Annotated in this window: 20 protein-coding genes, 1 pseudogene and 1 riboswitch; of the genes and pseudogenes, 14 read left to right on the plus strand and 7 right to left on the minus strand. The window is 70.7% G+C overall.

What is annotated here, in order from left to right; genetic code table 11:
- Nucleotides 1-185 precede the first annotated feature (185 nt).
- The 10 genes from AB0389_RS28420 to AB0389_RS28465 all read left to right on the plus strand — a co-directional run bounded on the left by AB0389_RS28420 (nt 186) and on the right by AB0389_RS28465 (nt 10,340).
- A complete protein-coding gene (locus AB0389_RS28420; RefSeq protein ID WP_366398361.1) occupies nt 186-794 on the plus strand; it encodes a CDP-alcohol phosphatidyltransferase family protein in 609 nt (202 codons plus the stop codon).
- Between the two features lie 129 nt (nt 795-923).
- Nucleotides 924-3,419, plus strand: coding sequence for a mannose-1-phosphate guanyltransferase (locus tag AB0389_RS28425; RefSeq protein ID WP_366398362.1), 2,496 nt, complete (start codon nt 924-926; stop codon nt 3,417-3,419).
- Nucleotides 3,420-3,530: 111 nt separating this feature from the next.
- On the plus strand, nt 3,531-4,463 hold the full coding sequence (locus AB0389_RS28430; protein ID WP_366398363.1) for a DUF881 domain-containing protein: 933 nt from the start codon (nt 3,531-3,533) through the stop codon (nt 4,461-4,463).
- Nucleotides 4,460-4,792 carry a small basic family protein gene (locus AB0389_RS28435; RefSeq protein ID WP_023543062.1) on the plus strand — a complete coding sequence of 111 codons (333 nt, stop codon included), beginning with the start codon at nt 4,460-4,462 and terminating at the stop codon, nt 4,790-4,792. Before AB0389_RS28430 ends, AB0389_RS28435 begins: the two co-directional genes overlap by 4 nt.
- Before the next feature lie 89 nt (nt 4,793-4,881).
- Nucleotides 4,882-5,739 (plus strand): DUF881 domain-containing protein, encoded by an 858-nt coding sequence (locus AB0389_RS28440; RefSeq protein ID WP_366398364.1) that lies wholly within the window; start codon nt 4,882-4,884, stop codon nt 5,737-5,739.
- A 130-nt stretch (nt 5,740-5,869) separates the two neighbouring features.
- A complete protein-coding gene (locus AB0389_RS28445; protein WP_366398424.1) occupies nt 5,870-6,715 on the plus strand; it encodes an FHA domain-containing protein in 846 nt (281 codons plus the stop codon).
- A gap of 16 nt (nt 6,716-6,731) precedes the next feature.
- The gene (locus AB0389_RS28450; RefSeq protein WP_366398365.1) at nt 6,732-7,469 is read left to right on the plus strand and encodes a MerR family transcriptional regulator; all 738 of its coding nucleotides are present in this window, start codon (nt 6,732-6,734) and stop codon (nt 7,467-7,469) included.
- Nucleotides 7,470-7,522: 53 nt separating this feature from the next.
- The gene (locus AB0389_RS28455) at nt 7,523-7,996 is read left to right on the plus strand and encodes a bifunctional nuclease family protein (protein ID WP_006123076.1); all 474 of its coding nucleotides are present in this window, start codon (nt 7,523-7,525) and stop codon (nt 7,994-7,996) included.
- A 181-nt stretch (nt 7,997-8,177) separates the two neighbouring features.
- Nucleotides 8,178-8,747 (plus strand): MerR family transcriptional regulator, encoded by a 570-nt coding sequence (locus AB0389_RS28460; protein ID WP_366398366.1) that lies wholly within the window; start codon nt 8,178-8,180, stop codon nt 8,745-8,747.
- Between the two features lie 60 nt (nt 8,748-8,807).
- The gene (locus AB0389_RS28465; RefSeq protein ID WP_366398367.1) at nt 8,808-10,340 is read left to right on the plus strand and encodes a DNA polymerase IV; all 1,533 of its coding nucleotides are present in this window, start codon (nt 8,808-8,810) and stop codon (nt 10,338-10,340) included.
- Here the strand turns inward: AB0389_RS28465 and AB0389_RS28470 are convergent.
- Nucleotides 10,235-10,633, minus strand: coding sequence for a PRC-barrel domain-containing protein (locus AB0389_RS28470; RefSeq protein WP_366398368.1), 399 nt, complete (start codon nt 10,631-10,633; stop codon nt 10,235-10,237). The genes AB0389_RS28465 and AB0389_RS28470 overlap by 106 nt on opposite strands.
- A gap of 149 nt (nt 10,634-10,782) precedes the next feature.
- Nucleotides 10,783-10,880, plus strand: a riboswitch (glycine riboswitch).
- 178 nt (nt 10,881-11,058) lie between these two features.
- Here AB0389_RS28470 and gcvP point away from each other — a divergent pair.
- Nucleotides 11,059-13,944, plus strand: coding sequence for an aminomethyl-transferring glycine dehydrogenase (gene gcvP / locus AB0389_RS28475; protein WP_366398369.1), 2,886 nt, complete (start codon nt 11,059-11,061; stop codon nt 13,942-13,944).
- A 110-nt stretch (nt 13,945-14,054) separates the two neighbouring features.
- Here the strand turns inward: gcvP and AB0389_RS28480 are convergent, their stop codons facing one another.
- Nucleotides 14,055-14,261, minus strand: coding sequence for a DUF5999 family protein (locus AB0389_RS28480; protein WP_366398370.1), 207 nt, complete (start codon nt 14,259-14,261; stop codon nt 14,055-14,057).
- 267 nt (nt 14,262-14,528) lie between these two features.
- Nucleotides 14,529-15,140, minus strand: a complete 612-nt coding sequence (locus AB0389_RS28485; protein ID WP_366398371.1) for a hypothetical protein — start codon at nt 15,138-15,140, stop codon at nt 14,529-14,531.
- Between the two features lie 505 nt (nt 15,141-15,645).
- Between AB0389_RS28485 and AB0389_RS28490 the strand changes: the two genes are divergently transcribed.
- Nucleotides 15,646-17,166, plus strand: coding sequence for a glutamate--cysteine ligase (locus AB0389_RS28490; protein ID WP_366398372.1), 1,521 nt, complete (start codon nt 15,646-15,648; stop codon nt 17,164-17,166).
- Nucleotides 17,167-17,267: 101 nt separating this feature from the next.
- On the opposite strand, the gene AB0389_RS28495 is transcribed toward AB0389_RS28490, so the two are convergent.
- A complete protein-coding gene (locus AB0389_RS28495; protein ID WP_366398373.1) occupies nt 17,268-19,067 on the minus strand; it encodes a substrate-binding domain-containing protein in 1,800 nt (599 codons plus the stop codon).
- Nucleotides 19,068-19,361: 294 nt separating this feature from the next.
- Here AB0389_RS28495 and AB0389_RS28500 point away from each other — a divergent pair, with 294 nt between their 5' ends.
- A complete protein-coding gene (locus tag AB0389_RS28500; protein WP_366398425.1) occupies nt 19,362-20,126 on the plus strand; it encodes a CPBP family intramembrane glutamic endopeptidase in 765 nt (254 codons plus the stop codon).
- 35 nt (nt 20,127-20,161) lie between these two features.
- Here the strand turns inward: AB0389_RS28500 and AB0389_RS28505 are convergent, their stop codons facing one another.
- Nucleotides 20,162-20,899 carry a helix-turn-helix domain-containing protein gene (locus AB0389_RS28505; protein ID WP_366398374.1) on the minus strand — a complete coding sequence of 246 codons (738 nt, stop codon included), beginning with the start codon at nt 20,897-20,899 and terminating at the stop codon, nt 20,162-20,164.
- 197 nt (nt 20,900-21,096) lie between these two features.
- Here AB0389_RS28505 and AB0389_RS28510 point away from each other — a divergent pair.
- Nucleotides 21,097-22,617 (plus strand): annotated as a pseudogene (locus AB0389_RS28510) (MDR family MFS transporter); the annotation flags it as partial.
- A gap of 148 nt (nt 22,618-22,765) precedes the next feature.
- Here the strand turns inward: AB0389_RS28510 and AB0389_RS28515 are convergent.
- Together AB0389_RS28515 and AB0389_RS28520 are read right to left on the minus strand one after the other, a co-directional pair.
- Nucleotides 22,766-23,467 (minus strand): hypothetical protein, encoded by a 702-nt coding sequence (locus AB0389_RS28515; RefSeq protein ID WP_366398375.1) that lies wholly within the window; start codon nt 23,465-23,467, stop codon nt 22,766-22,768.
- An 11-nt stretch (nt 23,468-23,478) separates the two neighbouring features.
- The gene (locus tag AB0389_RS28520) at nt 23,479-24,789 is read right to left on the minus strand and encodes a 2-isopropylmalate synthase (RefSeq protein WP_366398376.1); all 1,311 of its coding nucleotides are present in this window, start codon (nt 24,787-24,789) and stop codon (nt 23,479-23,481) included.
- Between the last annotated feature and the right edge of the window lie 180 nt (nt 24,790-24,969).

Consider the following 24,969-nt stretch of genomic DNA (forward strand, 5'->3'; position numbering starts at 1 on the left):
GATGGTACTGCAGGGGGGACCCTGTGGGAGAGTAGGACGCCGCCGAACAATTATTGTGGGAATGCCCCGCACCAGGTATCTGGTGCGGGGCATTTCTGCGTTCAGGACCCCCCTCCCGTCGGCCGGCGGCTCTGAGGGTAAGGTCAGGAGGCATCGTTGGCACGTTCCACACAGGAGGCCCCCGGGTGGAGGTCCAGGAGACTCGCGTTCAGACGGACCGGGTACTCACCATCCCCAACATCCTCAGCATGGCCCGTCTCGTGGGCGTGCCGCTCTTCCTGTGGCTGATTCTTCGCCCCGAGTTCGGCGGGCCCAACAGCGACCTGTGGGCATTGCTCGTCCTGATGCTGAGCGGGATCAGCGACTATCTCGACGGCAAGCTCGCCCGCCGCTGGAACCAGATCAGCAGCCTGGGGCGGCTTCTCGACCCCGCCGCCGACCGGCTGTACATCCTTTCCACCCTGGTTGGCCTCACCTGGCGCGAGATCCTGCCGCTCTGGCTCACAGCCGCGCTTTTGGCCCGTGAGCTGATGCTTCTGGTCATGGTGGCGATCCTCCGGCGGCACGGATATCCGCCGCCCCAGGTGAACTTCCTCGGGAAGGCGGCTACCTTCAACTTGATGTACGCCTTCCCGCTTCTGCTCCTCAGTGACAGAAGTGGATGGCTCGCGTCACTCGCCGAAGTTTTCGGATGGGCGTTCGCAGGATGGGGTACAAGTCTGTATTGGTGGGCAGGAGTCCTCTATGTGGTCCAGGTCCGCCGGCTCGTGAAGGCGGACACAGAGGCCGATTGAGCTCGTCGATGTGGTGCCGCGCAGCGTCGCCCGGCCCGCGCTTGACCGCCAAGGGACCTCGGTCCTGCCCCGGACGCCCCAGACGGGTGAAGTCGGCGAGTCCGTCTCTTCAAGGAGGACGCTTCCGACATGAAGGCCGTCGTGATGGCCGGTGGCGAAGGAACTCGACTTCGCCCCATGACCTCAAGCATGCCCAAGCCGCTCCTGCCGGTCGTGAATCGGCCAATCATGGAGCATGTGCTGCGGTTGCTCAAGCGTCATGGGCTCAATGAGACCGTCGTAACCGTTCAATTCCTGGCCTCCCTCGTCAAGAACTACTTCGGCGACGGTGAAGAGCTCGGCATGGAGCTGAGCTACGCCAACGAGGAGAAGCCGCTCGGAACCGCAGGGAGCGTCAAGAACGCCGAGGAGGCGCTGAAGGACGACACCTTCCTCGTTATTTCCGGCGACGCGCTCACCGACTTCGATCTGACCGACCTCATCGCATTCCACAAGGAGAAGGGCGCACTGGTCACGGTGTGTCTGACCCGGGTGCCGAATCCGCTGGAATTCGGGATCACGATCGTGGACGAGGAAGGAAAGGTCGAGCGCTTCCTGGAGAAGCCCACCTGGGGCCAGGTCTTCTCGGACACCGTGAACACCGGCATCTATGTGATGGAGCCCGAGGTCTTCGACTATGTCGAGGCCGATGTCTCGGTCGACTGGTCCGGCGATGTCTTCCCGCAGCTCATGAAGGAGGGCAAGCCGATCTTCGGCTATATCGCCGAGGGGTACTGGGAGGACGTCGGCACGCACGAGAGCTATGTCAAGGCGCAGGCCGACGTGCTCGAGGGCAAGGTCGACGTGGAGATCGACGGCTTCGAGATGTCGCCCGGGGTATGGGTCGCCGAGGGCGCCGAGGTGCACCCCGACGCCGTACTGCGCGGCCCGCTCTATATCGGTGACTACGCCAAGGTCGAGGCCGACGCGGAGATCCGCGAACACACCGTGGTCGGATCCAATGTGGTCGTCAAGACCGGTGCCTTCCTCCACAAGGCCGTGGTCCACGACAACGTCTACATCGGACAGCACTGCAATCTGCGCGGCTGCGTCATCGGCAAGAACACCGACATCATGCGCGCGGCCAGGATCGAGGACGGCGCGGTCATCGGCGACGAGTGTCTCGTCGGCGAAGAATCGATCATCCAGGGCAATGTGCGGGTCTACCCGTTCAAGACCATCGAGGCCGGCGCGTTCGTCAACACCTCGGTGATCTGGGAATCCCGGGGCCAGGCGCATCTCTTCGGCGCCCGCGGAGTCTCCGGCATCCTCAATGTCGAGATCACACCGGAAGTCGCGGTGCGGCTGGCCGGCGCGTATGCCACCACCCTCAAGAAGGGGTCCACCGTCACCACGGCGCGTGACCACTCGCGAGGGGCGCGCGCGCTCAAGCGGGCCGTGATCTCGTCGCTCCAGTCCAGCGCCATCGACGTACGGGACCTGGAGAACGTCCCGCTGCCGGTGGCCCGCCAGCAGACCGCCAGGGGCAGTGCGGGCGGCATCATGATCCGTACCTCGCCCGGGGTTCCCGACTCCGTCGACATCATGTTCTTCGACGAGCGCGGCGCGGACCTGTCGCAGGGCGGCCAGCGCAAGCTGGACCGGGTGTACGCGCGGCAGGAGTACCGGCGTGCCTTCCCCGGCGAGATCGGGGATCTGCACTTCCCGGCCAGCGTCTTCGACTCGTACACCGGATCGCTGCTCCGCAACGTCGATACGACGGGGATCTCCGAGGCCGGGATGAAGGTCGTGGTCGACGCGTCCAACGGCAGTGCGGGGCTCGTGCTGCCCAGCCTGCTGGGCAGGCTCGGGGTCGACGCGCTGACGATCAACCCCGGTCTCGACGAATCCCGGCCGACGGAAACGGCCGAATCCCGTCGCTCCGGGCTGGTCAGGCTCGGGGAGATCGTCGCCTCGGCGCGTGCCGCGTTCGGCGTGCGGTTCGACCCGGTCGGGGAGCGGCTCTCGCTCGTCGACGAGCGCGGCCGGATCATCGAGGACGACCGGGCCCTGCTGGTCCTGCTCGATCTGGTCGCCGCCGAGCGGCGCAGCGGGCGGGTGGCGCTGCCGGTGACCACCACCAGGATCGCCGAGCAGGTCGCCGCGTACCACGGGACGCAGGTGGAGTGGACGACCACATCGCCCGACGACCTGACCCGGGTGGGCCGTGAGGAGACCACGATCTTCGGCGGTGACGGCCGCGGTGCGTTCATCGTGCCGGAGTTCAGCAGCGTGCTCGACGGTACGGCCGCCTTCGTACGGCTGATCGGCCTTGTCGCGCGTACGCAGCTGACGCTGAGCCAGATCGATGCCCGGATCCCGCGCGCCCATGTGCTACGACGTGATCTGGCCACCCCGTGGGCCGTCAAGGGGCTGGTGATGCGCAGCGTCGTCGAGGCGGCCGGGGACCGGCAGGTGGACACCACCGACGGGGTGCGTGTGGTGGAGGCCGACGGTCGCTGGGTGATGGTCCTGCCCGATCCCGCCGAGGCCGTCACCCATCTGTGGGCGGAGGGTCCTGACGACGCGTCCGCCCAGGCGCTGCTCGACGAGTGGTCGGCGGTGGTGGACGGCGCCGGGCATTAGGGCCGTTCGGAACGTGTGACAGCAGTGTGCCGGACGGTGTCCACGGACGCCGTCCGGCACGCGTGTGGGGCCATTCGGCGGTAGCGCCACCGACGTGCGACGATGTGCGGCATGTCGCAGCAGTCCCCCGATCGGAGCACCGGTTCTCCGCCCCCGCGTCCCGACGCGTCGATGTCGCTGCTGAACAGTGTGATGAACCACAGTCTGGACGAGGGCTACGCGGAGGCGGCGGCCCGCAGGGACGCCGAGGGGGGCGGACTGCCCCGGACGCTCAAGGCGAAGCTGGGGCTCGCGGCAGGACTGGTGCTGGCCGCCCTGGTGGTCACCGTCGGCGCGGCCCAGGCGCGGATCTCGGCGCCGGTCGTGGCGAAGGAGCGCGAGGAGCTCATCGACCGGATCAACTCCGAGACGGCCGCGGCCGACTCGCTGGCGCGCACGGTCGAGAAGCTGCGCGGCGAGGTCGGCGACCGGCAGCGGGCCGCCCTGCGGACGCGGGGCGGCGACCAGGGGGAGCTGGTGGCGCTGCTCGCCGGCGCGACCCCGGTGCGGGGTCCCGGTGTGCGACTCGTGGTGGACGACGCGAAGGACGCCTCGGCGGGCGACGGCGGCGGACCGCGCGAGAGCAGTGGTTTCGCCGACACCGGACGGGTCAGGGACCGGGACATGCAGCGGGTCGTCAACGGCCTCTGGGAGTCGGGCGCGGAAGCGATCGCGATCAACGACCAGCGGCTGACCTCGCTCTCCGCGATCCGGGCCGCGGGCGACGCCATACTGGTCGACAACAGGCCCCTGGTGCCGCCGTACACGGTGCTCGCTGTGGGTGATGCCAAGAAGCTGAGCAGCGCGTTTCAGGCCAGTGCCGACGGTCGCTATCTGCGCTCGCTGCACGAGGACTTCGCCGTCCGTACCAAGATCTCCGAGCAGGCGGAGGTGCGGCTGCCCGCCGCGCCGAGCCTGATCGTACGTACCGCAGAACCGAAGGCCGCCGCCCGTGGGAAGGACAACGGGCAGAGCGCGGCCGACACCGAGAAGGGCACATCGTGATCGCCGTACTGGGCCTCGTCGTGGGAGTCGTGGTCGGACTGTTGGTCCGGCCCGAGGTGCCGGCAGTGGTCGAGCCCTACCTGCCCATCGCCGTCGTCGCCGCGCTCGACGCGGTCTTCGGCGGCCTGCGTGCCATGCTCGACGGGATCTTCGTCGACAAGGTGTTCGTGGTCTCCTTCCTGTCGAACGTGGTCGTCGCCGCGCTCATCGTCTTCCTTGGCGACAAGCTGGGCGTGGGCGCCCAGCTCTCCACCGGAGTGGTCGTCGTGTTCGGCATCCGGATCTTCTCCAACGCTGCCGCGATCCGCCGGCACGTGTTCCGGGCGTGAGGCCGATGAACAGCGAGAACAAGCCGGGCGGAGAGACACCGGGGAGTCCCGACAGTTCCGGGACTCCCGAGACGCCCGAGATTCCTGGGGTGCCGGAGGCTCCTGGGGCGCCGGGGGCGCCGGGGGCGCCGGGGACGCCGCTGGGCGAGCCCTCGGGCGCCACGCCGGGCGAGGAGGCCCCTCAGGCTGCCCCGGAGGCTCCGGAGACCGCCGAGCGGCCCCAACAGCTCACCGGACGCCAGCGGTTGGCGGCGGGGCTGTGGCCGCCCCGGGTGACACGGGCTCAGCTCGTGGTGGCGCTGCTGCTGTTCGGGCTGGGGCTCGGTCTTGCGATCCAGGTCGCGTCCAACAACGACGACACCGCGCTGCGGGGAGCCCGGCAGGAGGACCTGGTGCGGATCCTCGACGAGCTGGACAACCGTACGCAGCGGCTGGAGGACGAGAGACAGCGCCTGGACGACCAGCGCACCGAGCTGGAGAACAGCTCGGACCAGGCGGAGGAGGCGCGCAAGCAGACCCGGGAGAAGGAACAGCAGCTGGGCATCCTGGCGGGCACCGTCGCCGCGCAGGGGCCGGGGATCACGCTGACCGTCGACGACCCGAATGGGACGGTCACGCCCGACATGCTGCTCGACGCCCTCCAGGAGCTGCGCGCAGCGGGCGCCGAGGCCATCCAGGTCAATGACGTCCGGGTGGTCGCCGGTACATTCTTCTCCGGTACGGGGGGTGACGTACAGGTGGACGGCAAGGCGGTCGGCGCGCCGTACAGCTTCAAGGTCATCGGCAAGCCGCAGGATCTGGAACCGGCCCTCAACATCCCCGGCGGAGTGGTTCAGACGCTGGAGAAGGAGCAGGCCACGGCCACCGTGACCCGGGCTGAGAAGATCATTGTGGATGCCTTGCGAGCGGCGAAGCGACCTGACTACGCTCGGTCGTCATCGCGGTGAAGCGGGGGTGCATGGCAGCTGTCGTACGCGGGCATGAGGTTGCGGGGGGTCGGCGCACGATCAGCGTGGTGAGTGGTGGAAACTGTCGGGTGGATACGGACGTTGTCATGATGTCCGCGCCGGCAGGTGTATTCATTCAGGGTTCGTCCTGCCCCACGGGCGGGTCTGTTTCGGTCAAGGGGAATCGCCCGTGAAGTTGTTTGGGAAGTTGTTCGGCAAGAGCGCGCGCGAGGACGGCGGCGCCAACCGCCATCGCGCCTCGCGCCAGGGTGGGAGTGAGGAGTCGAGCGGTGAGCGCCCGCTCTTCCGTGACCAGGTGGGGGGCGGGCCGGCGGAGGGCCACGGCGCGTCGTCTGTTGACCCTGCCGGTTCCGGCCGCATAGGTTTCGGGGAATCATCTGCCCCCGGTGGGCAGTCGCGGCAGGAGGGTCCCACGATGGCGGGCTTGCCGGTCTGTACGAGATGCGGTCACGAGAACACCGCCGCGAGCCGGTTCTGCTCCAACTGCGGTGCGCCGCTGCGGGGCGGGGTTCCCCCGGAGCGTGCTTCGGAGCAGACCTCGACGATCTCCATCTCGGGTCTTGAGGCGTACGACTCCGAGGTGACGGGGCAGACGTCGCTTCCGTCGCTGACCCCGGAGGCGCAGGCGGCGGTCGACGCGCTGCCGTCCGGCTCGGCGCTGCTGGTGGTGCGCCGCGGTCCGAACTCGGGCAGCCGCTTCCTGCTGGACGGTGAGCTGACCACGGCGGGCCGTCACCCGGAGAGCGACATCTTCCTGGACGATGTGACCGTGTCGCGTCGCCATGTCGATTTCCGCCGGGGCGCGGACGGGCACTTCACCGTCTCGGACGTCGGCAGCCTGAACGGTACGTACGTCAATCGTGAGCGGATCGATTCGGTCCTGCTGGCGAACGGCGACGAGGTCCAGATCGGTAAGTACCGGCTGGTCTTCTACGCGAGCCAGCGGGGCGTGTGACCCTCAGGGAAGGTCCATGCCGCGTACATCGAGGGGCGGTGCCGGATCCGGCACCGCCCGGGCACCCGAGCCGCTGATCAGCATCGGCGCGGTGCTGGCCAGGCTGCGGGACGAGTTTCCCGAGGTCTCGATCTCCAAGATCCGCTTTCTGGAGGCCGAGGGGCTCGTCGAACCGCGCAGAACGCCTTCCGGCTACCGCAAATTCAGTCCCGACGACGTGGAGCGGCTGGCGCGGATCCTGCGGATGCAGCGGGACCACTATCTGCCGCTCAAGGTCATCAGGGAGCATCTGGACGCCCTGGGGCGGGGCGAGCACGTCCAGCTGCCCGCGCCGCAGCGGGGGCCGCTGGAGGGCCTTCCCGAGGCGGAATCGGGGGCTCCCACCGTCGCGCGGATCGGCCGGGAGGAGCTGCTCGCCGCCGCCGGGGCCGAGGAGGGCATGCTCGCGGAGTGGGAGTCGTACGGGCTCATCACCCCGATGCCGGACGGCGGATACGACCCGGAGGCCGTCACCGTGGCGAAACTGGTCTCGGATCTCGCCAGATTCGGGCTGGAACCCAGGCACCTCCGGGTGATGAAAGCGGCCGCCGAACGCGAGGCCGGACTGGTCGAACAGGTGGTCGCGCCGCTGCGGCGGCACCGTAACCCGCAGACCAGGGCCCATGCCGAGGCGACCACGAAGGAACTCGCCACGCTCTCCGTACGGCTGCACCAGGCGCTGTTCCACACGGCTCTCGGGGACCGCCGGTACTGATCATGGGGGAGCCCGACTACCCAAACCTGCCGGGCACGTCCTAGGGTTGCTGTGTGAACGAGCTCGACGTTGTGGGTGTCCGGGTGGAAATGCCCTCCAACCAACCGATCGTGCTCCTGCGTGAAGTGGGAGGCGATCGGTACCTCCCCATCTGGATCGGACCGGGGGAGGCGACCGCGATCGCCTTCGCCCAGCAGGGCATGGCCCCGGCCCGGCCGCTGACCCATGATCTCTTCAAGGACGTGCTGGAGGCGGTCGGCCAGGAGCTGACCGAAGTCCGGATCACGGACCTGCGGGAAGGGGTCTTCTACGCGGAGCTGGTCTTCGCGAGCGGGGTCGAGGTGAGCGCCAGGCCGTCGGATGCCATAGCGCTGGCACTGCGCACGGGCACGCCGATCTACGGCAGTGACGGGGTTCTGGACGATGCCGGCATCGCCATCCCGGACGAGCAGGAGGACGAGGTGGAGAAGTTCCGCGAGTTCCTCGACCAGATCTCGCCGGAGGACTTCGGTACCAACAGCCAGTGACCGTCCCGGGGAGCACCGTAAGGTGCTCCCGTCAGGGCATTCGGTCAGCCCTTCCCCGGAACGGGACACGGGAAACCACTCTCAGGGTGATTATCACTCGGCGTGGCGAGTGTGGCGATCGTTGACGCACCCCGGGTGACTGCCTACCTTCGACAGGGCAGGTCAAGGACGGAGGGTCGGCGTGAGAAGCATCGGCGACGGTACGGCGGCGGGCGGTCCGTATCCGCTTCACAGCAGCGCGCCAGGACCCGGTGCGGAGACGGTCGGATACCGGGGTCCGACCGCGTGCGCGGCGGCGGGCATCACGTACCGCCAGTTGGACTACTGGGCGCGTACGGGGCTGGTCGAGCCGTCCGTGCGGCCGGCGCACGGATCGGGCACGCAGCGGCTCTACAGCTTCCGGGACGTGGTCGTCCTCAAGATCGTGAAGCGGTTCCTGGACACCGGCGTCGCGTTGCAGAACATCCGGGCGGCCGTCCAGCATCTGCGGGCCCGGGGCTTCCAGGACCTGGACCGGATGACGCTCATGAGCGACGGCGCGACCGTCCACGAGTGTTCCTCGCCCGACGAGGTCGTGAGCCTGCTCCAGGGCGGGCAGGGAGTCTTCGGGATCGCGGTCGGGGTGGTGTGGCGGGATGTCGAGGCCGCGCTGTCCCAGCTGCACGGGGAGCGCGTCGACACGGGCGAGACGCTGATCGGGCACAATCCGGCCGACGAGCTGGCGCGAAGACGCCGCGACCGGGCCGTCTGACGCGGGCCTCCGGCGGCGCCGGAGAGCCCGTTGTCAGTGGTGTGAGGCAGCATCGGAGAGGTGAGAGCCGCACCGACGATTCTGCATCTCGACATGGACGCGTTCTTCGCCGCCGCAGAGCAGGCGGCGAAGCCGAGCCTGCGCGGAAAACCGGTGGTGGTCGGCGGGCTGGGTCCGCGCGGGGTGGTCTCGACCGCCTCGTACGAGGCCAGGCGGTTCGGGGTGCATTCGGCGATGCCGATGGCGCAGGCGAGACGGCTGGCGCCGAACGCGGCGTATCTGGTGCCGCGCTTCACGGTCTACCGGGAGGTCAGCGACCGGGTGATGGCCCTGCTGCGGGCGCTGTCCCCGCTGGTGGAGCCGCTGAGCCTGGACGAGGCGTTCGTGGACCTGGAGGCGGGCGGCACGGCCCACGACACCGCCTCGGCGCTCGCGGCCGGTGAGCGGCTGCGCGAGGACATCAGGGCGGCCACCGGGCTGGCCGGGTCGGTGGGGCTGGCCGGCTCGAAGATGCTCGCGAAGATCGGCTCCGAGCGGGCCAAGCCCGACGGGCTCGTCCTCATAGAGCCGGGCACGGAGCGTGAGCTGCTGGGGCCCCTGTCCGTACGGACCCTGCCCGGGGTGGGACCCGCCACCGGGGAGCACCTGCGGCGGGCCGGGATGACCACCGTCGCCCATCTGGCCGAGGCGGGCGAGGACGAACTCGTACGGCTGCTGGGGAAGGCGCACGGCGCTTCGCTGTACCGGATGGCGCGGGGGTACGACGACCGGCCCGTGGTGTCCGAGCGCGAGACCAAGTCCGTGTCGGTGGAGGACACCTTCGACGTCGATCTGCACGACCGGGTCCGGGTGCGCGCGGAGGTCGACCGGCTCGCCGAGCGGTGTGTGGAGCGGCTGCGGGCGGCCGGGCACTCGGGGCGCACCGTGGTCCTGAAGGTCCGGCGGTACGACTTCTCGACGTTGACCCGTTCGGAGACGCTGCGCGGGCCCACGGACGATCCAGGGGTGGTGCGGGAGGCCGCCGGGCGGCTGCTGGAGGCGGTGGACACCACCGGCGGGGTACGGCTGCTGGGGGTGGGGGTGACCGGTCTCGCGGACTACACGCAGGAGGACCTGTTCGCGCAGGCGGCCGCCGCGGGCCGCGAGGCTGCCGAGCAGGCCGGCCGGAGCGCCGGGGAGCCGGGCGGCGCGGCGCCGGGGGAGCAGGCGGCCGGGGAGGCGGACGGTGCCGGGGAGACGCCGGTGGCGGCCGTGACGCCGGAGGCACCGGAGCCGACCGAGGACCGGCGGTTCCCGGCCGGGCACGATGTGCGCCACGCCGAGTTCGGGCCGGGCTGGGTGCAGGGCAGCGGGCTGCGGAGAGTGACCGTACGGTTCGAGGAGCCGGGGTCCGCGCCGGGGTGGGTGCGGACGTTCTGGGTCGACGATCCCGATCTGGTGCTCTCCGAGCCGCTGCCCCTGGTGCCGTCCACGGCGTGCGCGCCGGTTCAGTCCTCCTGTCCGGCCAGCCGCCCGAAGTTCCGTTCCGCGTCCCGGTCGGAGAGGGACGCGGGCCGCTCGGGCGGGCCGGGTTCGGGGAGGGCGAGGCCGTAATGGCGGTAGAGCTGGAGCTCCTGGTCGGGCGAGAGATGACGGCCCACCCCGAAGTCGGGCGCGTCCTTGATGAGCGCGCGGTCGAACGGGACCCGCAGCCCGTCGTCGGCCAGGGTGCTGGGGGCGAGGGGGACGAACGCGTCGCGGCTGAACAGGCCGGTGCGTACGGCCGCCCACTCCGGTACGCCGGTGGCGTCGTCGAGATACACCTCGTCCACCGTGCCGAGTCTGTGGCCGTCCCGGTCGAACGCCTTGCGCCCTATCAGGCTGCGCGGATCGATATCGGTCTCCACGGTCCCTCCAACTGGTCGCGGCTGCTCCTGGTGCCCACAGAAGTCCTGGTGCTCACAGAAGTCCTAGTGCCCACAGAAGTGCAGATCCGGGACGGCGGCCACTCGAAAGCCGCCCGAAGAGGGCCGCTGGTAGGCTGGCGAACGGCTGCTGACCCCGTGCGGGAGAGTCCTCCGGAGAGATCTCCGGAGGCGCCGAAGGAGCAACTCCTCCCCGGAATCTCTCAGGCCCCCGTACCGCGCGGACGAGGTCACTCTGGAAAGCAGGTCGGTGCCCGGTGGGCATCCGCCCTCACCGACGGTGAAAGCCGGACCGCCTCGCGGCGGCCCGGTGAAGCTCTCAGGTCAGATGACAGAGGGGGAGGCCGTCCGGGCACCCGCGTCCTGGTGCCCCTCGCAGGTCGTAGCAGACCAGGAGGCCTTCCGTTATGAACGCCCATCGCATTCCGCTCGCCCAGCTGGAGCGAGGCATTCCCTTCGAGCAGCGCCACATAGGCCCCGACGCGGGCGCGCAGGCGAAGATGCTGGCGCAGGTCGGCTACGGCTCGCTCGACGAGCTGACCGCCGCCGCCGTGCCCGACGCGATCAAGAGCGCCGAGGCGCTGCGGCTGCCCGACGCCCGTACGGAGGCCGAGGTACTGGCCGAGCTGCGCGCGCTCGCCGACCGCAACCAGGTGCTGGCGCCGATGATCGGCCTCGGCTACTACGGGACGTTCACCCCGCCGGTGATCCTGCGCAACGTGATGGAGAACCCCGCCTGGTACACGGCGTACACCCCGTACCAGCCGGAGATCTCGCAGGGCCGCCTGGAGGCCCTGCTCAACTTCCAGACCGTGGTGGCCGAGCTGACCGGGCTGCCGACCTCCGGCGCCTCGCTGCTCGACGAGGGCACGGCGGCGGCCGAGGCGATGGCGCTGTCGCGGCGCGTCGGCAAGGTCAAGGGCGGTGTCTTCCTGGTCGACGCCGACAACCTGCCGCAGACCATCGCCGTGATCGAGACCCGCGCCGAGCCCACCGGCGTGGAGGTGGTGGTCGCGGATCTCGGCGAGGGCATCCCGGCGGAGATCGCCGAGCGGGGCGTCTTCGGTGTGCTCCTGCCGTACCCGGGCGCCTCCGGCGATGTCCGGGACCTGCGCGCCGTGATCGAGCGGGCGCACGAGCTGGGCGCGGTCGTCACCGTCGCCGCCGATCTGCTCGCGCTGACCCTGCTCGCCTCCCCCGGCGAACTGGGCGCGGACATCGCCGTCGGCACCACCCAGCGCTTCGGGGTCCCGATGGGCTTCGGCGGACCGCACGCCGGATTCATGGCCGTACGCGAGCAGTTCGCGCGCAGCCTGCCGGGCCGGCTCGTCGGTGTGTCGGTGGACGCCGACGGCAACAAGGCGTACCGGCTGGCGCTCCAGACCCGCGAGCAGCACATCCGGCGCGAGAAGGCCACCAGCAACATCTGCACCGCGCAGGTGCTGCTCGCCGTGATGGCCGGGATGTACGCGGTCTACCACGGTCCTGAGGGGCTGCGGTCCATCGCGCGGCGCACGCACCGGTACGCGGCGCTGCTCGCCGCCGGGCTGCGCGCGGGCGGCGTACGGCTCGCGCACGACACGTACTTCGACACGCTGACCGCGGTGGTGCCCGGCCGGGCCGCCGCCGTCGTGGCCGCCGCCCGCGAGGGCGGGGTCAACCTGCGGCAGGTCGACGCCGACCGGGTCTCCATGGCCTGCGACGAGACCACCGGCCGCGACCAGCTGGCCACGGTGTGGGCCGCGTTCGGCGTCGAGGCCGACGTCGAGGCGCTGGACGCCGGCACGGACGACGCGCTGCCGGGCGCCCTGCTGCGGACCGACGACTATCTGACGCACCCCGTCTTCCACCAGTACCGCTCCGAGACGGCGATGCTGCGCTATCTGCGCCGCCTCGCCGACCGGGACTACGCGCTGGACCGCGGGATGATCCCGCTCGGCTCCTGCACGATGAAGCTGAACGCGACCACCGAGATGGAGCCGGTCACCTGGCCCGAGTTCGGCGCGCTGCACCCGTTCGCCCCGGCGGAGCAGGCGCGGGGCTATCTGACGCTCATCGGGGAGCTGGAGGAGCGGCTCGCCGAGGTCACCGGCTACGACGCGGTCTCCCTCCAGCCCAACGCCGGTTCGCAGGGCGAGCTGGCCGGGCTGCTGGCCGTCCGGGCGTACCACCGGGCCAACGGGGACACCGGGCGTACGGTCTGCCTCATCCCGTCCTCCGCGCACGGCACGAACGCGGCGAGCGCGGTGATGGCAGGGATGAAGGTCGTCGTCGTCAAGACCCGCGAGGACGGCGACGTCGACGTCGAGGATCTGCACGCCAAGATCGACAAGTACGGCGCGGAGCTGGCCGTCCTGATGGTCACCTACCCGTCCACCCACGGGGTGTTCGAGGAGCACATCGGCGACATCTGCGCGGCGGTGCACGACGCGGGCGGCCAGGTGTACGTGGATGGCGCCAACCTCAACGCGCTGGTGGGGCTCGCGAAGCCGGGCAGGTTCGGCTCGGACGTCTCCCATCTGAACCTGCACAAGACGTTCTGCATCCCGCACGGCGGCGGCGGTCCCGGTGTCGGTCCGGTCGGCGTACGGGCCCACCTCGCGCCGTACCTGCCCAACCACCCGCTCCAGCCGGCCGCTGGGCCCGCGACCGGTGTGGGGCCGATCTCGGCCGCTCCCTGGGGCTCGGCCGGCATCCTGCCGATCTCGTGGGCGTACGTACGGCTGATGGGCGGCGCGGGCCTCAAGCGCGCGACGCAGGTCGCCGTGCTCGCCGCGAACTACATCGCCAAGCGGCTGGAGCCGCACTACCCGGTGCTCTACACCGGTCCGAACGGGCTGGTCGCGCACGAGTGCATCGTGGATCTCCGGCCGCTGTCCAAGGCCACCGGCGTCAGCGTCGACGACATCGCGAAGCGGCTGATCGACTACGGCTTCCACGCGCCGACGATGTCGTTCCCGGTGGCGGGCACGCTGATGATCGAACCGACCGAGAGCGAGGATCTCACCGAGATCGACCGCTTCTGCGAGGCGATGATCGCCATTCGTACGGAGATCGAGAAGGTCGCCTCGGGCGAGTGGCCCGCCGACGACAACCCGCTGCGCAACGCCCCGCACACCGCGGCGGCGCTGGGCGGCGAGTGGGAGCACGCGTACACGCGGAACGAGGCGGTCTTCCCCGCCGGTGTCTCCGCCGCGGACAAGTACTGGCCGCCGGTCCGCCGGATCGACGGCGCGTTCGGCGACCGCAACCTGGTCTGCTCCTGCCCGCCGCTGGACGCGTACGACCACTGACCGGAGAGACCGCCGGCCCGAGCGGAAGCGCGTCGGGGCGGAATGTGCGTCGGGGCCGGTGCGGAGGAGGTTCTCCGGGCCGGCCCCAGGTCTTCGGGGTGCGGGCGGTGTCAGGCGGCCGTCACCACGCGCTCGGTACGCTGCGGCCGGTGCGGGGCGATGATCTTCCCGTTCGGCAGCAGTTCACCGGTGTCCTCGAAGACCAGAACGCCATTGCACAGCAGACTCCAGCCCTGCTCCGGGTGGTGCGCCCGCAGTCGGGCGGCGTCGCGGTCGGCGGAGTCGGCTGTCGGGCAGGATGGCTGGTGCTGGCACATGGGCGAGTTCTTTCGCTGTGTCGTCGTGAGTGTCCCGCGGCTCGATGTGGTCACGGCCGCCCCCCGTATCTGTCGTGTCCTGTCACAGTGTTGCCCCACGGAGAGCAATCCGCAGGGATTTCACGGCAGTACTTCCTCTTGCTCAAGGACGCGTCACCCGGCCGGACGGTTCAGGTCAACTGCACCGACTTTTCGGGTGGTTCTGGGTAGCCCCTCCGGACTAGTCCGGACGGGCGGCCGGGGGGCGGCCGGCGAAACCGGGCCGGATCAGGCCGGCGTGCGCAGCAGCGGAGGCGGGGTGAGCCGCAGTCCGATCATCGGCAGCAGCTCGGCGACCCGGTGCGGACGGTGCGCCGCGATGCCCGGCGGCGCGGGCGCCAGCGGCACCAGGATGTCGGCCGGGTCCGGGCTGCCCGTGGCGGCGTCCGCGGACATGTCCCCGTGCAGCCAGAGAGTGAGCATGTACAGCTCGGGCACCGACAGCAGCCGTGGCTGATAGGTGGTCGTCAGGGAGTCGGCCTGCCGCAGCGCGCGCTCCGTGGCGGTGAGGTACGGGCCCTCGAAGAAGCGGGAGAAGGTCCAGCCGTCGGCGGTGAGCATCGTGTCGGCGGCGGCCACGGTGCGCTCACCGCTGCGGATCAGGAAACGCCAGCCCGCCAGCCGGGTGCGGGGCGTGCGGCCGTCGGGTCCTGACGTACGGCCCCCCGAGGGGGTGACGTGGTCGAGGACATGGACGGGGAGAGGGAGTTCCGGGGTCAGAGGTCCCTGGACGGACTGGAGGGCCGGGGTGCGGGCATCGCGCACGGCGGTGGGGGAACTGAGTGCCGCGAGAACGCTGCGCAGAGCGGGCGCCGGGGCCGGGGGTACTTGCAGCGGCATGGTGGGTTGCCTCTCACTCAGGAGACAGGGTGACGCGTGAGGTGGTGCATGACTGTTGCGGACGTCGCTGTCGGCATGCGGGGTCAGAGGTGGGCTTCGGGGTGTACGCCCGGCCGCCGACTCTCTGCCTCGTACGCGGAGTTTATACGACACGTGTTCACGTCATGTTTCTTCTAGCTGTCCCGGATATTGCGGGCAAGGCACTATTAAGTCCATCTCTCCCGGACTTTTCACGGATAAAACCGGAACGAAGGGTGCCTGGCCTGGGATGATTCATCCAGCGGGGACGGCTGAAACCCGACGGCGTTTTTCGCGGACAGTCGGGCAGTGGAAACGGGAGTACCACGCCTTGCCAAAGGAATGTGCCGCACGACCGATGGCCCACACTACCCCTCGCGGCGCGCCGACGGGACGGATGACGTTACGGATCACACGGTGTGGGCATTATCGATCGTGACGCGAGCGGCCGGTGCCGCGGGCTGCCCACTCGAGGAGGGACACTTCGATGGGGGAGAAAGTCGAGTCGGACGGTTCGGAGCTGTCCGATCGGCAGAGATACCGCAGGAAGCTCCAGCAGTGCCTGACGGTGCTGGAGCGGCTCCTGGCGGAGGAGAGGTTCGATCGGCCCAAGAACCTGATGGGCCTGGAGATCGAGCTGAATCTGGCGGGCTCCGACGGGATGCCCCGCATGATGAATGCGGAGGTGCTGAAGCGCATCGCGAGCGGCGATTTCCAGACCGAACTCGGAATGTTCAACCTGGAAGTGAATGTGGCGCCCCACAGGCTGGGGGGACGGGTTCTCGACCAGCTCGTGGAAGAACTGCGCACCGGCCTCGGATATGCGCACCGCAAAGCGACCGAGGTCGACGCCGGGATCGTGATGATCGGAATTCTGCCGACGCTCACCCGGCACGACGTGGTCTCCGCGAACCTCTCCGACGCCGACCGCTACGCACTCCTCAACCAGCAGATGACCGCGGCCAGGGGAGAGGATTTCACCCTCGACATCGAGGGGGTGGAGCGGCTCTCCTGCACCTCGTCGTCGATCACCCCGGAAGCCGCCTGCACCTCCGTACAGCTGCATCTCCAGGTCACCCCCGACCGGTTCGCCGATGTGTGGAACGCGGCCCAGTGCGTGGCCGCGGTGCAGGTGGCACTGGGTGCCAACGCGCCCTTCCTGTTCGGCCACGAGCTGTGGCGGGAGTCCCGGCCGCCGCTCTTCGAACAGGCCACCGACACCAGGCCGCCGGAGCTGAAGGCCCAGGGGGTGCGCCCCCGGACCTGGTTCGGCGAGCGCTGGATCGGCTCCGCGTACGACCTCTTCGAGGAGAACGTCCGCTACTTCCCGCCGCTGCTGCCGATCTGCGGCGACGAGGACCCGCTGGCGGTGCTGGACCGCGGGGGCGTGCCGGACCTCCAGGAGCTGGTGCTGCACAACGGCACGGTCTACCGCTGGAACCGGCCGGTGTACGAGGTGGCCGACGGCGCACCGCATCTGCGCGTGGAGAACCGGGTGCTGCCCGCGGGCCCCACGGTCACCGATGTGATCGCCAACGCCGCCTTCTACTACGGGCTGGTGCGCGCGCTCGCCGAGGACAGCCGGCCGGTGTGGAGCCGGCTGCCCTTCGCCGACGCCGCCGCGAACTTCGACGCCGCCTGCCGCCACGGCATCGACGCCGAGCTGCGCTGGCCGCGCCCGGGGCGGGCGGCGGGCATCACGACGGTGCCGACGGTGAAGCTCGTACGGGACGAGCTGCTGCCGCTCGCCGCGGCCGGGCTCGACGCGTGGCACATCGAGCCCGCGGACCGGGACTTCTACCTCGGAGTGATCGAGGAGCGGTGCAAGCGGCGGGTGAACGGGGCCTCCTGGCAGGTGGACACCTTCCACCGGGCGCTGGAGGCCGGGCTGGAGCGGGACGCGGCCCTGGCGGCCATGACCCGCCGGTACTGCGAGCTGATGCACGAGGGAGAGCCGGTGCACACGTGGCCGGTGGGGTTCCCGGGGCGGTCGCGTGGAGTGGGGTGAGGCGGGGGTGAGGTGACGAGGCGGGCGGTGCGGTGACGGGGTGGGCGATGCGGTGGCGGGCGCCGGTGCCGGGCGTACCGTACCGGCTCGGAACGTACCGTTCAGGGGGTGGTCGACGCGGCCGAGAGCATGATCGCCTTGAGCAGTACGGACTGGATGTCGGCCGGATCGCTCACCTCGTACCCCGCCCCGCCCGTGGCCTTCGCGATCCTGTCGACCTCGGCCCGGTCGGCGTCCGGGCCCACCGCGACCGCGATCAGCGGCACCGGGCGCGCGGGGTCGGCGAGCGCCTTCAGCCGCTCGATCAGATTGGCGCGCGAGATGCTGTCGTCGTCCTTGTTCGAGCCGTCGGTGAGGATGACGAGCGCGTTGAACTTGCCGCTCACATAGGAGGACCGCGCCTCCTTGTAGGCGGCCAGCGTCGTGTCGTACAGCCCGGTGTCACCGTCCGGTACGGGGCGGAGCGCCGCGAAGGCGTCGGACAGCCGCTCGCGGTGGGTGCCGCCGCCCGTGACCCGCTCCCCGAGCCGGGCCGTCCGCTCCAGCACGCGGTAGTCCTTCGAGCCGTCGAGCCGGGTGGCGAACTCCCACAGGCCGATCTCGTCCTCGGCGGTGAACTGGGAGAGCGCCCGCAGCAGCGACGCCTTCGTGACCTCCATCCGGCTCTGGCCGGAGCGGCCGGGCACCGGCGCCGCCATCGATCCGGAGGCGTCGACCACCGTCGTCAGCCGGGCGCTGCGCACCGTCACCGTCCACAGCCCGAGCGCGCGCTGCACCGCCTCCGCCGATGGCGGCCTGGCGTCCTCGCCGCCGTACGGCTGGGGTGAACGGCCGCCCGCCGTCCGCAGCACCTCGTCGGTCGCCGGTGCGTTCGCCGCCCGGAAACCGTACCGCTCCAGCGTGCGGTACGAGCGCTCCTCGCCGAGCAGCGCCATGAAGCGCATCGCGGCGCGGCTCTGGTCCGTGGTCAGTTCGGTCTGATTGACCAGGCTGTACGGATAGTCGAGCGCGGGCGCGCCGTCCGTGGGATAGAAGAGGTTGAGGCCGGCCACGCCGTTGCCCTCGGCGTTGTGGGTGAACGCGGCCTGTTCGGAGATCAGTACCGCCTCGTTGCGGCGCGGATTGCCCTTCTCCGCGCCCGAGTCGTCCTGCGCCAGGGTGTCCAGCAGCTGGAGGTCCGAGTCGGCGACGCGCTCGGAGAGGAGCTTGGCGGTGGCGGCCGTACGTGTGTCGCCCTCGGCGCCGTCCTGCTGCGACGACTCCGCCATGGCGCTCAGCGCGAGCAGCCCGGAGGCGCTGCGCGCCGGATCGGCCGAACCGACGCGCGGCAGGCCGCCGCCGGTCGCGGCCTGCGCCAGATCGGACCAGGTGTACGTCTTCCTGGGCCAGCCCAGGGTCCGCGCGGAGGCGGGTACGGCGGCCAGCGTCACCGGGGAGGACGCCACGTTCCCGGCCGGGGTCAGCGGGATGCCGTCGCCCGCGCCCTTGGCGCGGTCCACCCAGACGCCGGAGTCGGGTATCCATACCTGGTACGTGGGGGCGCCCGAGCCGCTGGTGGTGCCGGCGGCGCCGGTGGCGAGTGCGCGCGCCACCTTGAAGTTGTCGCGGGCGGTGACCCGTACGGCGAGACAGCGGCCGTCGGAGGTCACCTTGTCCCGCCCCGCGCGGTCGGCCGTCTCGCGGAGGGCGGGCGCGATGTCCGGGGACGCGACGATGTCCAGCCGTACGGGATCCCGGTCGCAGGGTGCGCCGAAGGAGAGCAGACCGGCGCGTGCCGCGATTCCGGTGCCTGCAGCCACGGCCAGCACGAGCGCGGCGGCTGTGGCGACGTTGCGACGGCGCGGCGAACGGGCCCTGCCCGCGCTCGCCGGCCGCACATCGGGCAAGCTGTGACGTCCCATGACGGTGACGCCCCTCCTTTGCGGAAGGTGGGAGAGGGGGATGGTGGGGAGTGCTGGAGGTGCGGGTCCGGCGCGATCTTCGTACTCGTATGCGAGACCCTAGCGGCACGGTGCGCGGGATGAGACCCGGATTCCTCACCGGGATGAATTGAACTGGAGGCCGGTGTGCGGGCGGAGGCGGGACAGGTGGACGGTCCGGAGCAGGGGCGGGATCGCGGGCCGGACGAGGGGACCGAGCAGCGGATGGAGCCGGGGCCGAAGCCCGGTCCTGGGACCGAGGCGCGGGGGGCCGTGATGCCGGGGGCCGTCGCGCGCCGGACCCTGCGGTCCGAGACCCTGCTCGTCCTCGCGCTCTCGCTGGGCGCCAGCGGCGTCGGGGCGCTGATCCGGTTCATCGGGTCGCTCACCGCGCCCCAGGCGCTGAACGAGCAGGCGGCCAGGCTCAATTCGTCGGCCGCCCCGGGACGGCCCTGGCTCGACCTCTCCCTTCAGCTCTTCTACATCAGTACGGCCCTGGTGCCGGTCGCGCTGGTCGCGCATCTGCTGCTGCGCGAGGGCAGCGGGATACGGGACATCGGCTTCGACGGCCGGCGGCTCTGGCCGGATCTGGGGCGCGGCACGCTGGTGGCGGCCGGGATCGGCAGCGCCGGGCTCGCGTTCTACCTGGTGATGCAGGCGACCGGCTTCAATCTGACCGTCCAGCCGGAGTCGCTGCCGAATGTGTGGTGGAAGTTCCCGGTGCTGATTCTCTCTGCGGTGCAGAACTCCGTGCTGGAGGAGGTGATCGTCGTCGGATATCTGCTGCGCAGGCTCGGGCAGCTGGGCTGGACGCCGATGGCGGCGCTCGTGGGGAGCTCGGTGCTGCGCGGCTCGTACCACCTCTACCAGGGCATCGGCGGCTTCCTCGGCAACATGGTGATGGGCGTGGTGTTCGTCCTCCTGTACCGGCGCTGGGGGCGGGTCGGACCGCTGGTGGCGGCGCACGCGCTGCTCGACATCGGGGCGTTCGTCGGGTACGCGCTGCTGGCGGGGAAGGTGGACTGGCTGCCCACGGTGTAGCCGGCGCCGGGGCCCGGGTTCTCCGGGGCCGGCGTTCAGGGGACGGGAGCCGCCGGGGGTGACTGCCGCATGCGGGCCCGGTGGGCCTCCGCGGCGCGGCGCAGCTGCATGGCGGTGGGCGCGGTGGGCAGGGGATCGGCCGGGCCGCCAGCCCCGGTCGTACGGAACGCCTCCAGCTGGTACGCGAGCATCCGGCGCCACGCGTGGGGCGCGGCATCGCGGGTGACGCGCAGGATTCCCCCGGTGGCCATCATGAGGATCGTGATGTCCTCCAGGACGAAGTCGTCGCGGAGGGTGCCCTCCTCCTGGGCGCGCTGGATGAGCGCCGCGAGGTTCGAGCGCAGCCGCTCGCGGTGGGCCGGCGCGTCCGTCGCGAGCGGCAGCGCCATGATGACGGCGCTGCTGAAGCCGCGGTTCTCGGCCTGCATCGTGCAGAAGCGCTCGATGCAGTCGCGCAGGCCCGTCCAGGCGTCGGGCGTGCGCAGCGCCTCCTCGGTGATGTCGGCGATCTCGGCCATCTTGGCCTCGTAGGTCGCGGCGACGAGCTCCTCGCGTGTCGGGAAGCGGCGGTAGAGCGTCGCGATACCGACGCCCGCGCGCTCGGCGATGTTCTCCAGCGGGCTGTCGACACCGGTCTCCGCGAAGACGCTCCGCGCCGCCTCGACGAGCCGGGCGCGGTTGCGTTCGGCGTCGGCCCGCAGTGCGCGCGAGGGGGCGGCTCCGGCAGCGGCTCCGACGGATCCCGCGCCGGACTCCTGGTGCTGAGAACTCATCGCTCCATGCTACGTGCCGGAGTGCGCCCTCCGTTTTGCGCCAGGACGGGGGAGGTGAAGCGTCCCGTATTTGGTGATATGCAGGCTTTTCTGGCTATGTCCTGGAGGGTGGCGGTCTTGTATCGGAGGTTATCCTCCACTTATGTTAAGTTGCCTCGGGCAATCAGGTGATTGTCGGGCGAAGCGAGAGGGCCACGATGAGTACGACCTCACCACCACCACCGATGGAACACCGGCAGATCATGTCCGCGCTGGGCGGGCTCCTGCTGGGCATGTTCGTCGCGATGATCTCGTCCACGATCGTCACCAATGCCCTGCCGAAGATCATTTCTGATCTCGACTCCGGGCAGAGCGCGTACACATGGGTGGTCACCGCCGCGCTGCTCGCGATGACCGTCTCCACGCCGCTGTGGGGCAAGCTCGCCGACCTGATCAGCAAGAAGCTGCTCGTCCAGATCGCGCTGGTGGTCTTCCTGGTCGGCTCCCTGGGGGCGGGGCTGTCGCAGAACGTCGCGACGCTGATCGTCTTCCGGGTGTTCCAGGGCATCGGTACGGGCGGTCTGACGGCCCTGGTGCAGATCGTCATGGCCGCGATGATCTCGCCGCGCGAGCGGGGCCGGTACAGCGGCTACATCGGTGCCACCATCGCGGTCTCCACGGTGGCCGGGCCGCTGCTGGGCGGTGCCATCGTGGACACCAGCTGGCTGGGCTGGCGCTGGTGCTTCTACATAGGTGTGCCGTTCGCGGCGATCGCCTTCGCCGTGGTGCAGCGGACCCTGCGGCTGCCCGTGGTCAGGCGGGACGTGAAGGTCGACTGGACGGGCGCGTTCTTCATGAGCGCGGCCGTCAGCCTGCTGCTGATCTGGGTCACCTTCGCGGGCAGCAAGTTCGACTGGGCCTCCTGGCAGACTGCCGCCATGACCGGCGGCGCCCTGCTGCTCGGCGCGGTCTTCGTCCTGGTGGAGAGCAGGGCGAGCGAGCCGATCATCCCGCTGCGGCTGTTCCGCAACAAGACGATCACCCTGGCCTCGGTCGCGAGCCTCTTCGTCGGCGTCGGGATGTTCGCCGGCAGCATCTTCCTGAGCCAGTACTTCCAGATGGCCCGCGGCGAGACGCCGACCATGGCCGGGATCATGACCATTCCGCTGATCGGCGGGCTGGCGGTCTCCTCCACGCTCTCCGGGCAGATCATCACCAAGACCGGCAGCTGGAAGATCTGGCTCGTCTCCGGGGGCGCGCTCGTCACCGCCGGTCTCGGTCTGCTGGGCACCATCCGCGCCGACACGCCGTACTGGCGGACGGCCGTCTTCATGGCGCTGGTGGGGCTCGGCGTCGGCATGATGATGCAGAACCTGGTGCTCGCCACCCAGAACCAGGTCGACCAGCGGGACCTCGGCGCGGCCAGCTCGATGGTCAGCTTCTTCCGCTCGCTCGGTGGCTCCGCCGGTGTCGCCGCCCTGGGCGCGATGCTCGGCACGCGCGTCACGCACTACATGGCGGACGGGCTGAAGCAGCTCGGCGTCACCAGCACCGGCTCCGGCAGCGGCTCCATCCCGGACCTCGCGCTGCTCCCGGCTCCGGTGCGCGCCGTCGTGGAGAGCGCGTACGGGCACGCCGTCGCCGACACCTTCCTGTACGCGGCGCCGCTCGCGCTGGTGGCGTTCCTGATGGTGCTGTTCATCAAGGAGGTGCCGCTGCGGCGCGACACCGGTACCGAGCCGATCGCGACGGGGGCCACGGCCTCGGCACCGGCTTCGGCGTCGGCACCGTCGTCGGCACCTGTCCCGGCTCCGGCCTCGGCGCCGAAGGGGTAGCCGTACCGCGGCATTCGCGTTCGACTTCGCCTTTGTGGCGCGCGGCGGTACGTCAGGACGTGCCTGCCGCGCGCAGCCTTTCGAGGTAGGCGGTGGGGTCGGATCCGTGCGCCCGGTCCTGGGCTCCGTGGCGGATGTGGGTCAGAGTGCCGTCGGGCGCGATCCGCAGTGTGGTGGTGGCGGCGTGCGGGGTGCCGGTGCCGGTGCCGGAGCCGGAGCCGGTGTCGCGCAGGATGTCGGCGTCCGTGACGGGGACATCGGGGCCGAACATCTCCGCGGCCCGGGCGGCGGTGGCCGCCGGGGCCTGTCCTGTGCGGTTGGCGCTGCTGACGTACAGGCGTGGGAAGCGTGCCAGCAGCGGGGCCAGGGGCTCCCAACGGGCGCCGAAGAGCAGGAGGTTGCCGTCGCGCAGCGCGGGGAGGGCCCAGGCCGGTGGCGGGGCGTCGGTGCGTACGGGCACCAGCAGTGTGACCAGTTCGACGCGGAGCAGGGTCACCGCTGTGCTGAGGGCGGCAGGTGTCAGGTCGAGCGCGGTGGTGAGCTCGGTCCATGTGGTGTCGTCGTGGACCCAGAGTGCGACCTCCTGGTTCGCGGGCCGGGCCTTGGCGCTGTTGACGGCCCGCGGGCCGGTGGCGGTGACGACGTAGGTCAGCGGGCTGGGGTTGGGCAGGATCGCGGCCCGTCCGGCGGTCAGGGCGTCGGCTGCGGGGCCGGTGTCGAGGGGGCCGGTGTCGAGCGGGGCGGTGGCCGGCATGGAGTGTCCGTTCAGGAAGCGGGTGCGGGTGCGGGTGCGGGGGCGGATGTTGTTGTGAGTGCAGGGGTGGGTGCGGGTGCGGAGGCCGTGGTGTCGGCGGTGAGGCCGTCCAGGTAGGTGGCGAAGTCGGCGTCGGGGACGACGGCCCGGCCGAGCCGGTAGGCCCGGTCCTTGACCCAGGCCAGGGCGGTACGGGTGCGGGCCGGGTCCAGGTCGTACCCGAGGCGTTCGGCGACCGCGCGCAGGACACGTTGGCTGGCGAGGTGTGTCAGGACCACGGTGGGGGCCAGACCCAGGTGGTGCTGGGGGTCGTACGGCTGGAAGGTCCGCGGGTGGGTGAAGGGGGTCCCGGTGGAGATCGTGGCGACGCCGGTGCCCACGATGGGCGTGGTGACGGTGAGCGGGACACCGGTCTCGGCGGACACCATCCCGGCGATTCCAGGCAGCCGGGTCAGGTCCGGTGCCGTCCACCACAACTCGTTGTCGGAACCGAGGAGTTGCTCGGTCTTGGCCGGGTCGTGGGCGAGCAGGAAGAGCAGTTGCTCGGTGGCCGCCATGCCACTGCGCTCGGCCATGCCGAGCCACGAGCAGGCCGCCACCCGCACTCCGCTCTCCAGCGCGGCCAGGGTGTTGGCCAGGCCGAGGCCGAGGTCGTTGTGCAGGTGTGACACCAGGACCGCCTCCGGTCCCGCCCCGGCCGCGACCCGCTGGAACAGGGCGCGGGCCTGGCCGGGCAGCAGATCGCCGACCGTGTCGGCCAGTACGACCGTCCCCGCGCCCCGTGCCGTCATCGCCCCCGCGTACTCGGCCACCAGCGCGTGGTCCGCGCGGGGCGCGTCCACCAGGCACACGTCCACCGCGACATCGCCGCCCGCCAGTCCCACGGCCTCCTCGACCACGTCCAGGCCGGCGGCCAGGGCCGTACGGGCATCGCTGTGCACCAGGGCGCGCGCGGTCGCCTCCGAAGCCGCCACGATCACCATCACCCGCGCGCCCGCCGCGCCCCGTACCGCACGAAGCGCCAGCCGTACGTCCGCCACCGTGCCCCGGCAGATCGCCGCCGGACTCACCGATTCCTGTGTCTCCAGGGCGACTTGACGCGTCGCCTCGAACTCCTGCGCGCATACCGAGGGGAAACTCGCCGCGAACACCACGTGCCGCGGCCCGTCCGCGCCGAAGATCGCCCCCTGCTCCCGGGCCAGCCGCACCCGGAAACCGGCGCTCATCAACGTCTTGGCCTGGGCCCCGTCCCGCGCCGACTCCTCGAAGAACACCATCCGGCCCGCCCGGGCCGACTCCCGCACCACGTCCACTGCCGACACCGCTCGACCCCCGTCCCGGCGAGGCGGTCGTCCGCCCCATGGACCCAGGGGCGGTACCTCGCTCGCTCGGATCGTAAACGACGTCATCACCAAGGGTGTTGGCAGGGTGACGGAACGGCCCGGGGGTGCACACGCTGCCCACTGCCGCTCGGGCGGCGAGTCGATAGCGTGCGCGGCCAT

The sequence above is a fragment of the Streptomyces sp. NPDC093109 genome (genome assembly GCF_040701725.1).
Taxonomy (GTDB): Bacteria; Actinomycetota; Actinomycetes; order Streptomycetales; family Streptomycetaceae; genus Streptomyces.

Excerpts from the sequence above, each read along its gene's own strand:
- AB0389_RS28425 (WP_366398362.1), top strand. The coding sequence starts at position 924 with ATGAAGGCCGTCGTGATGGCCGGTGGCGAAGGAACTCGACTTCGCCCC.
- AB0389_RS28430 (WP_366398363.1), top strand. The coding sequence starts at position 3,531 with ATGTCGCAGCAGTCCCCCGATCGGAGCACCGGTTCTCCGCCCCCGCGT.
- AB0389_RS28450 (WP_366398365.1), top strand. The coding sequence starts at position 6,732 with ATGCCGCGTACATCGAGGGGCGGTGCCGGATCCGGCACCGCCCGGGCA.
- gcvP (WP_366398369.1), top strand. The coding sequence starts at position 11,059 with ATGAACGCCCATCGCATTCCGCTCGCCCAGCTGGAGCGAGGCATTCCC.
- AB0389_RS28480 (WP_366398370.1), bottom strand. The coding sequence starts at position 14,261 with ATGTGCCAGCACCAGCCATCCTGCCCGACAGCCGACTCCGCCGACCGC.
- AB0389_RS28485 (WP_366398371.1), bottom strand. The coding sequence starts at position 15,140 with ATGCCGCTGCAAGTACCCCCGGCCCCGGCGCCCGCTCTGCGCAGCGTT.
- AB0389_RS28490 (WP_366398372.1), top strand. The coding sequence starts at position 15,646 with ATGGGGGAGAAAGTCGAGTCGGACGGTTCGGAGCTGTCCGATCGGCAG.
- AB0389_RS28495 (WP_366398373.1), bottom strand. The coding sequence starts at position 19,067 with ATGGGACGTCACAGCTTGCCCGATGTGCGGCCGGCGAGCGCGGGCAGG.
- AB0389_RS28500 (WP_366398425.1), top strand. The coding sequence starts at position 19,362 with ATGCCGGGGGCCGTCGCGCGCCGGACCCTGCGGTCCGAGACCCTGCTC.
- AB0389_RS28505 (WP_366398374.1), bottom strand. The coding sequence starts at position 20,899 with ATGAGTTCTCAGCACCAGGAGTCCGGCGCGGGATCCGTCGGAGCCGCT.
- AB0389_RS28515 (WP_366398375.1), bottom strand. The coding sequence starts at position 23,467 with ATGCCGGCCACCGCCCCGCTCGACACCGGCCCCCTCGACACCGGCCCC.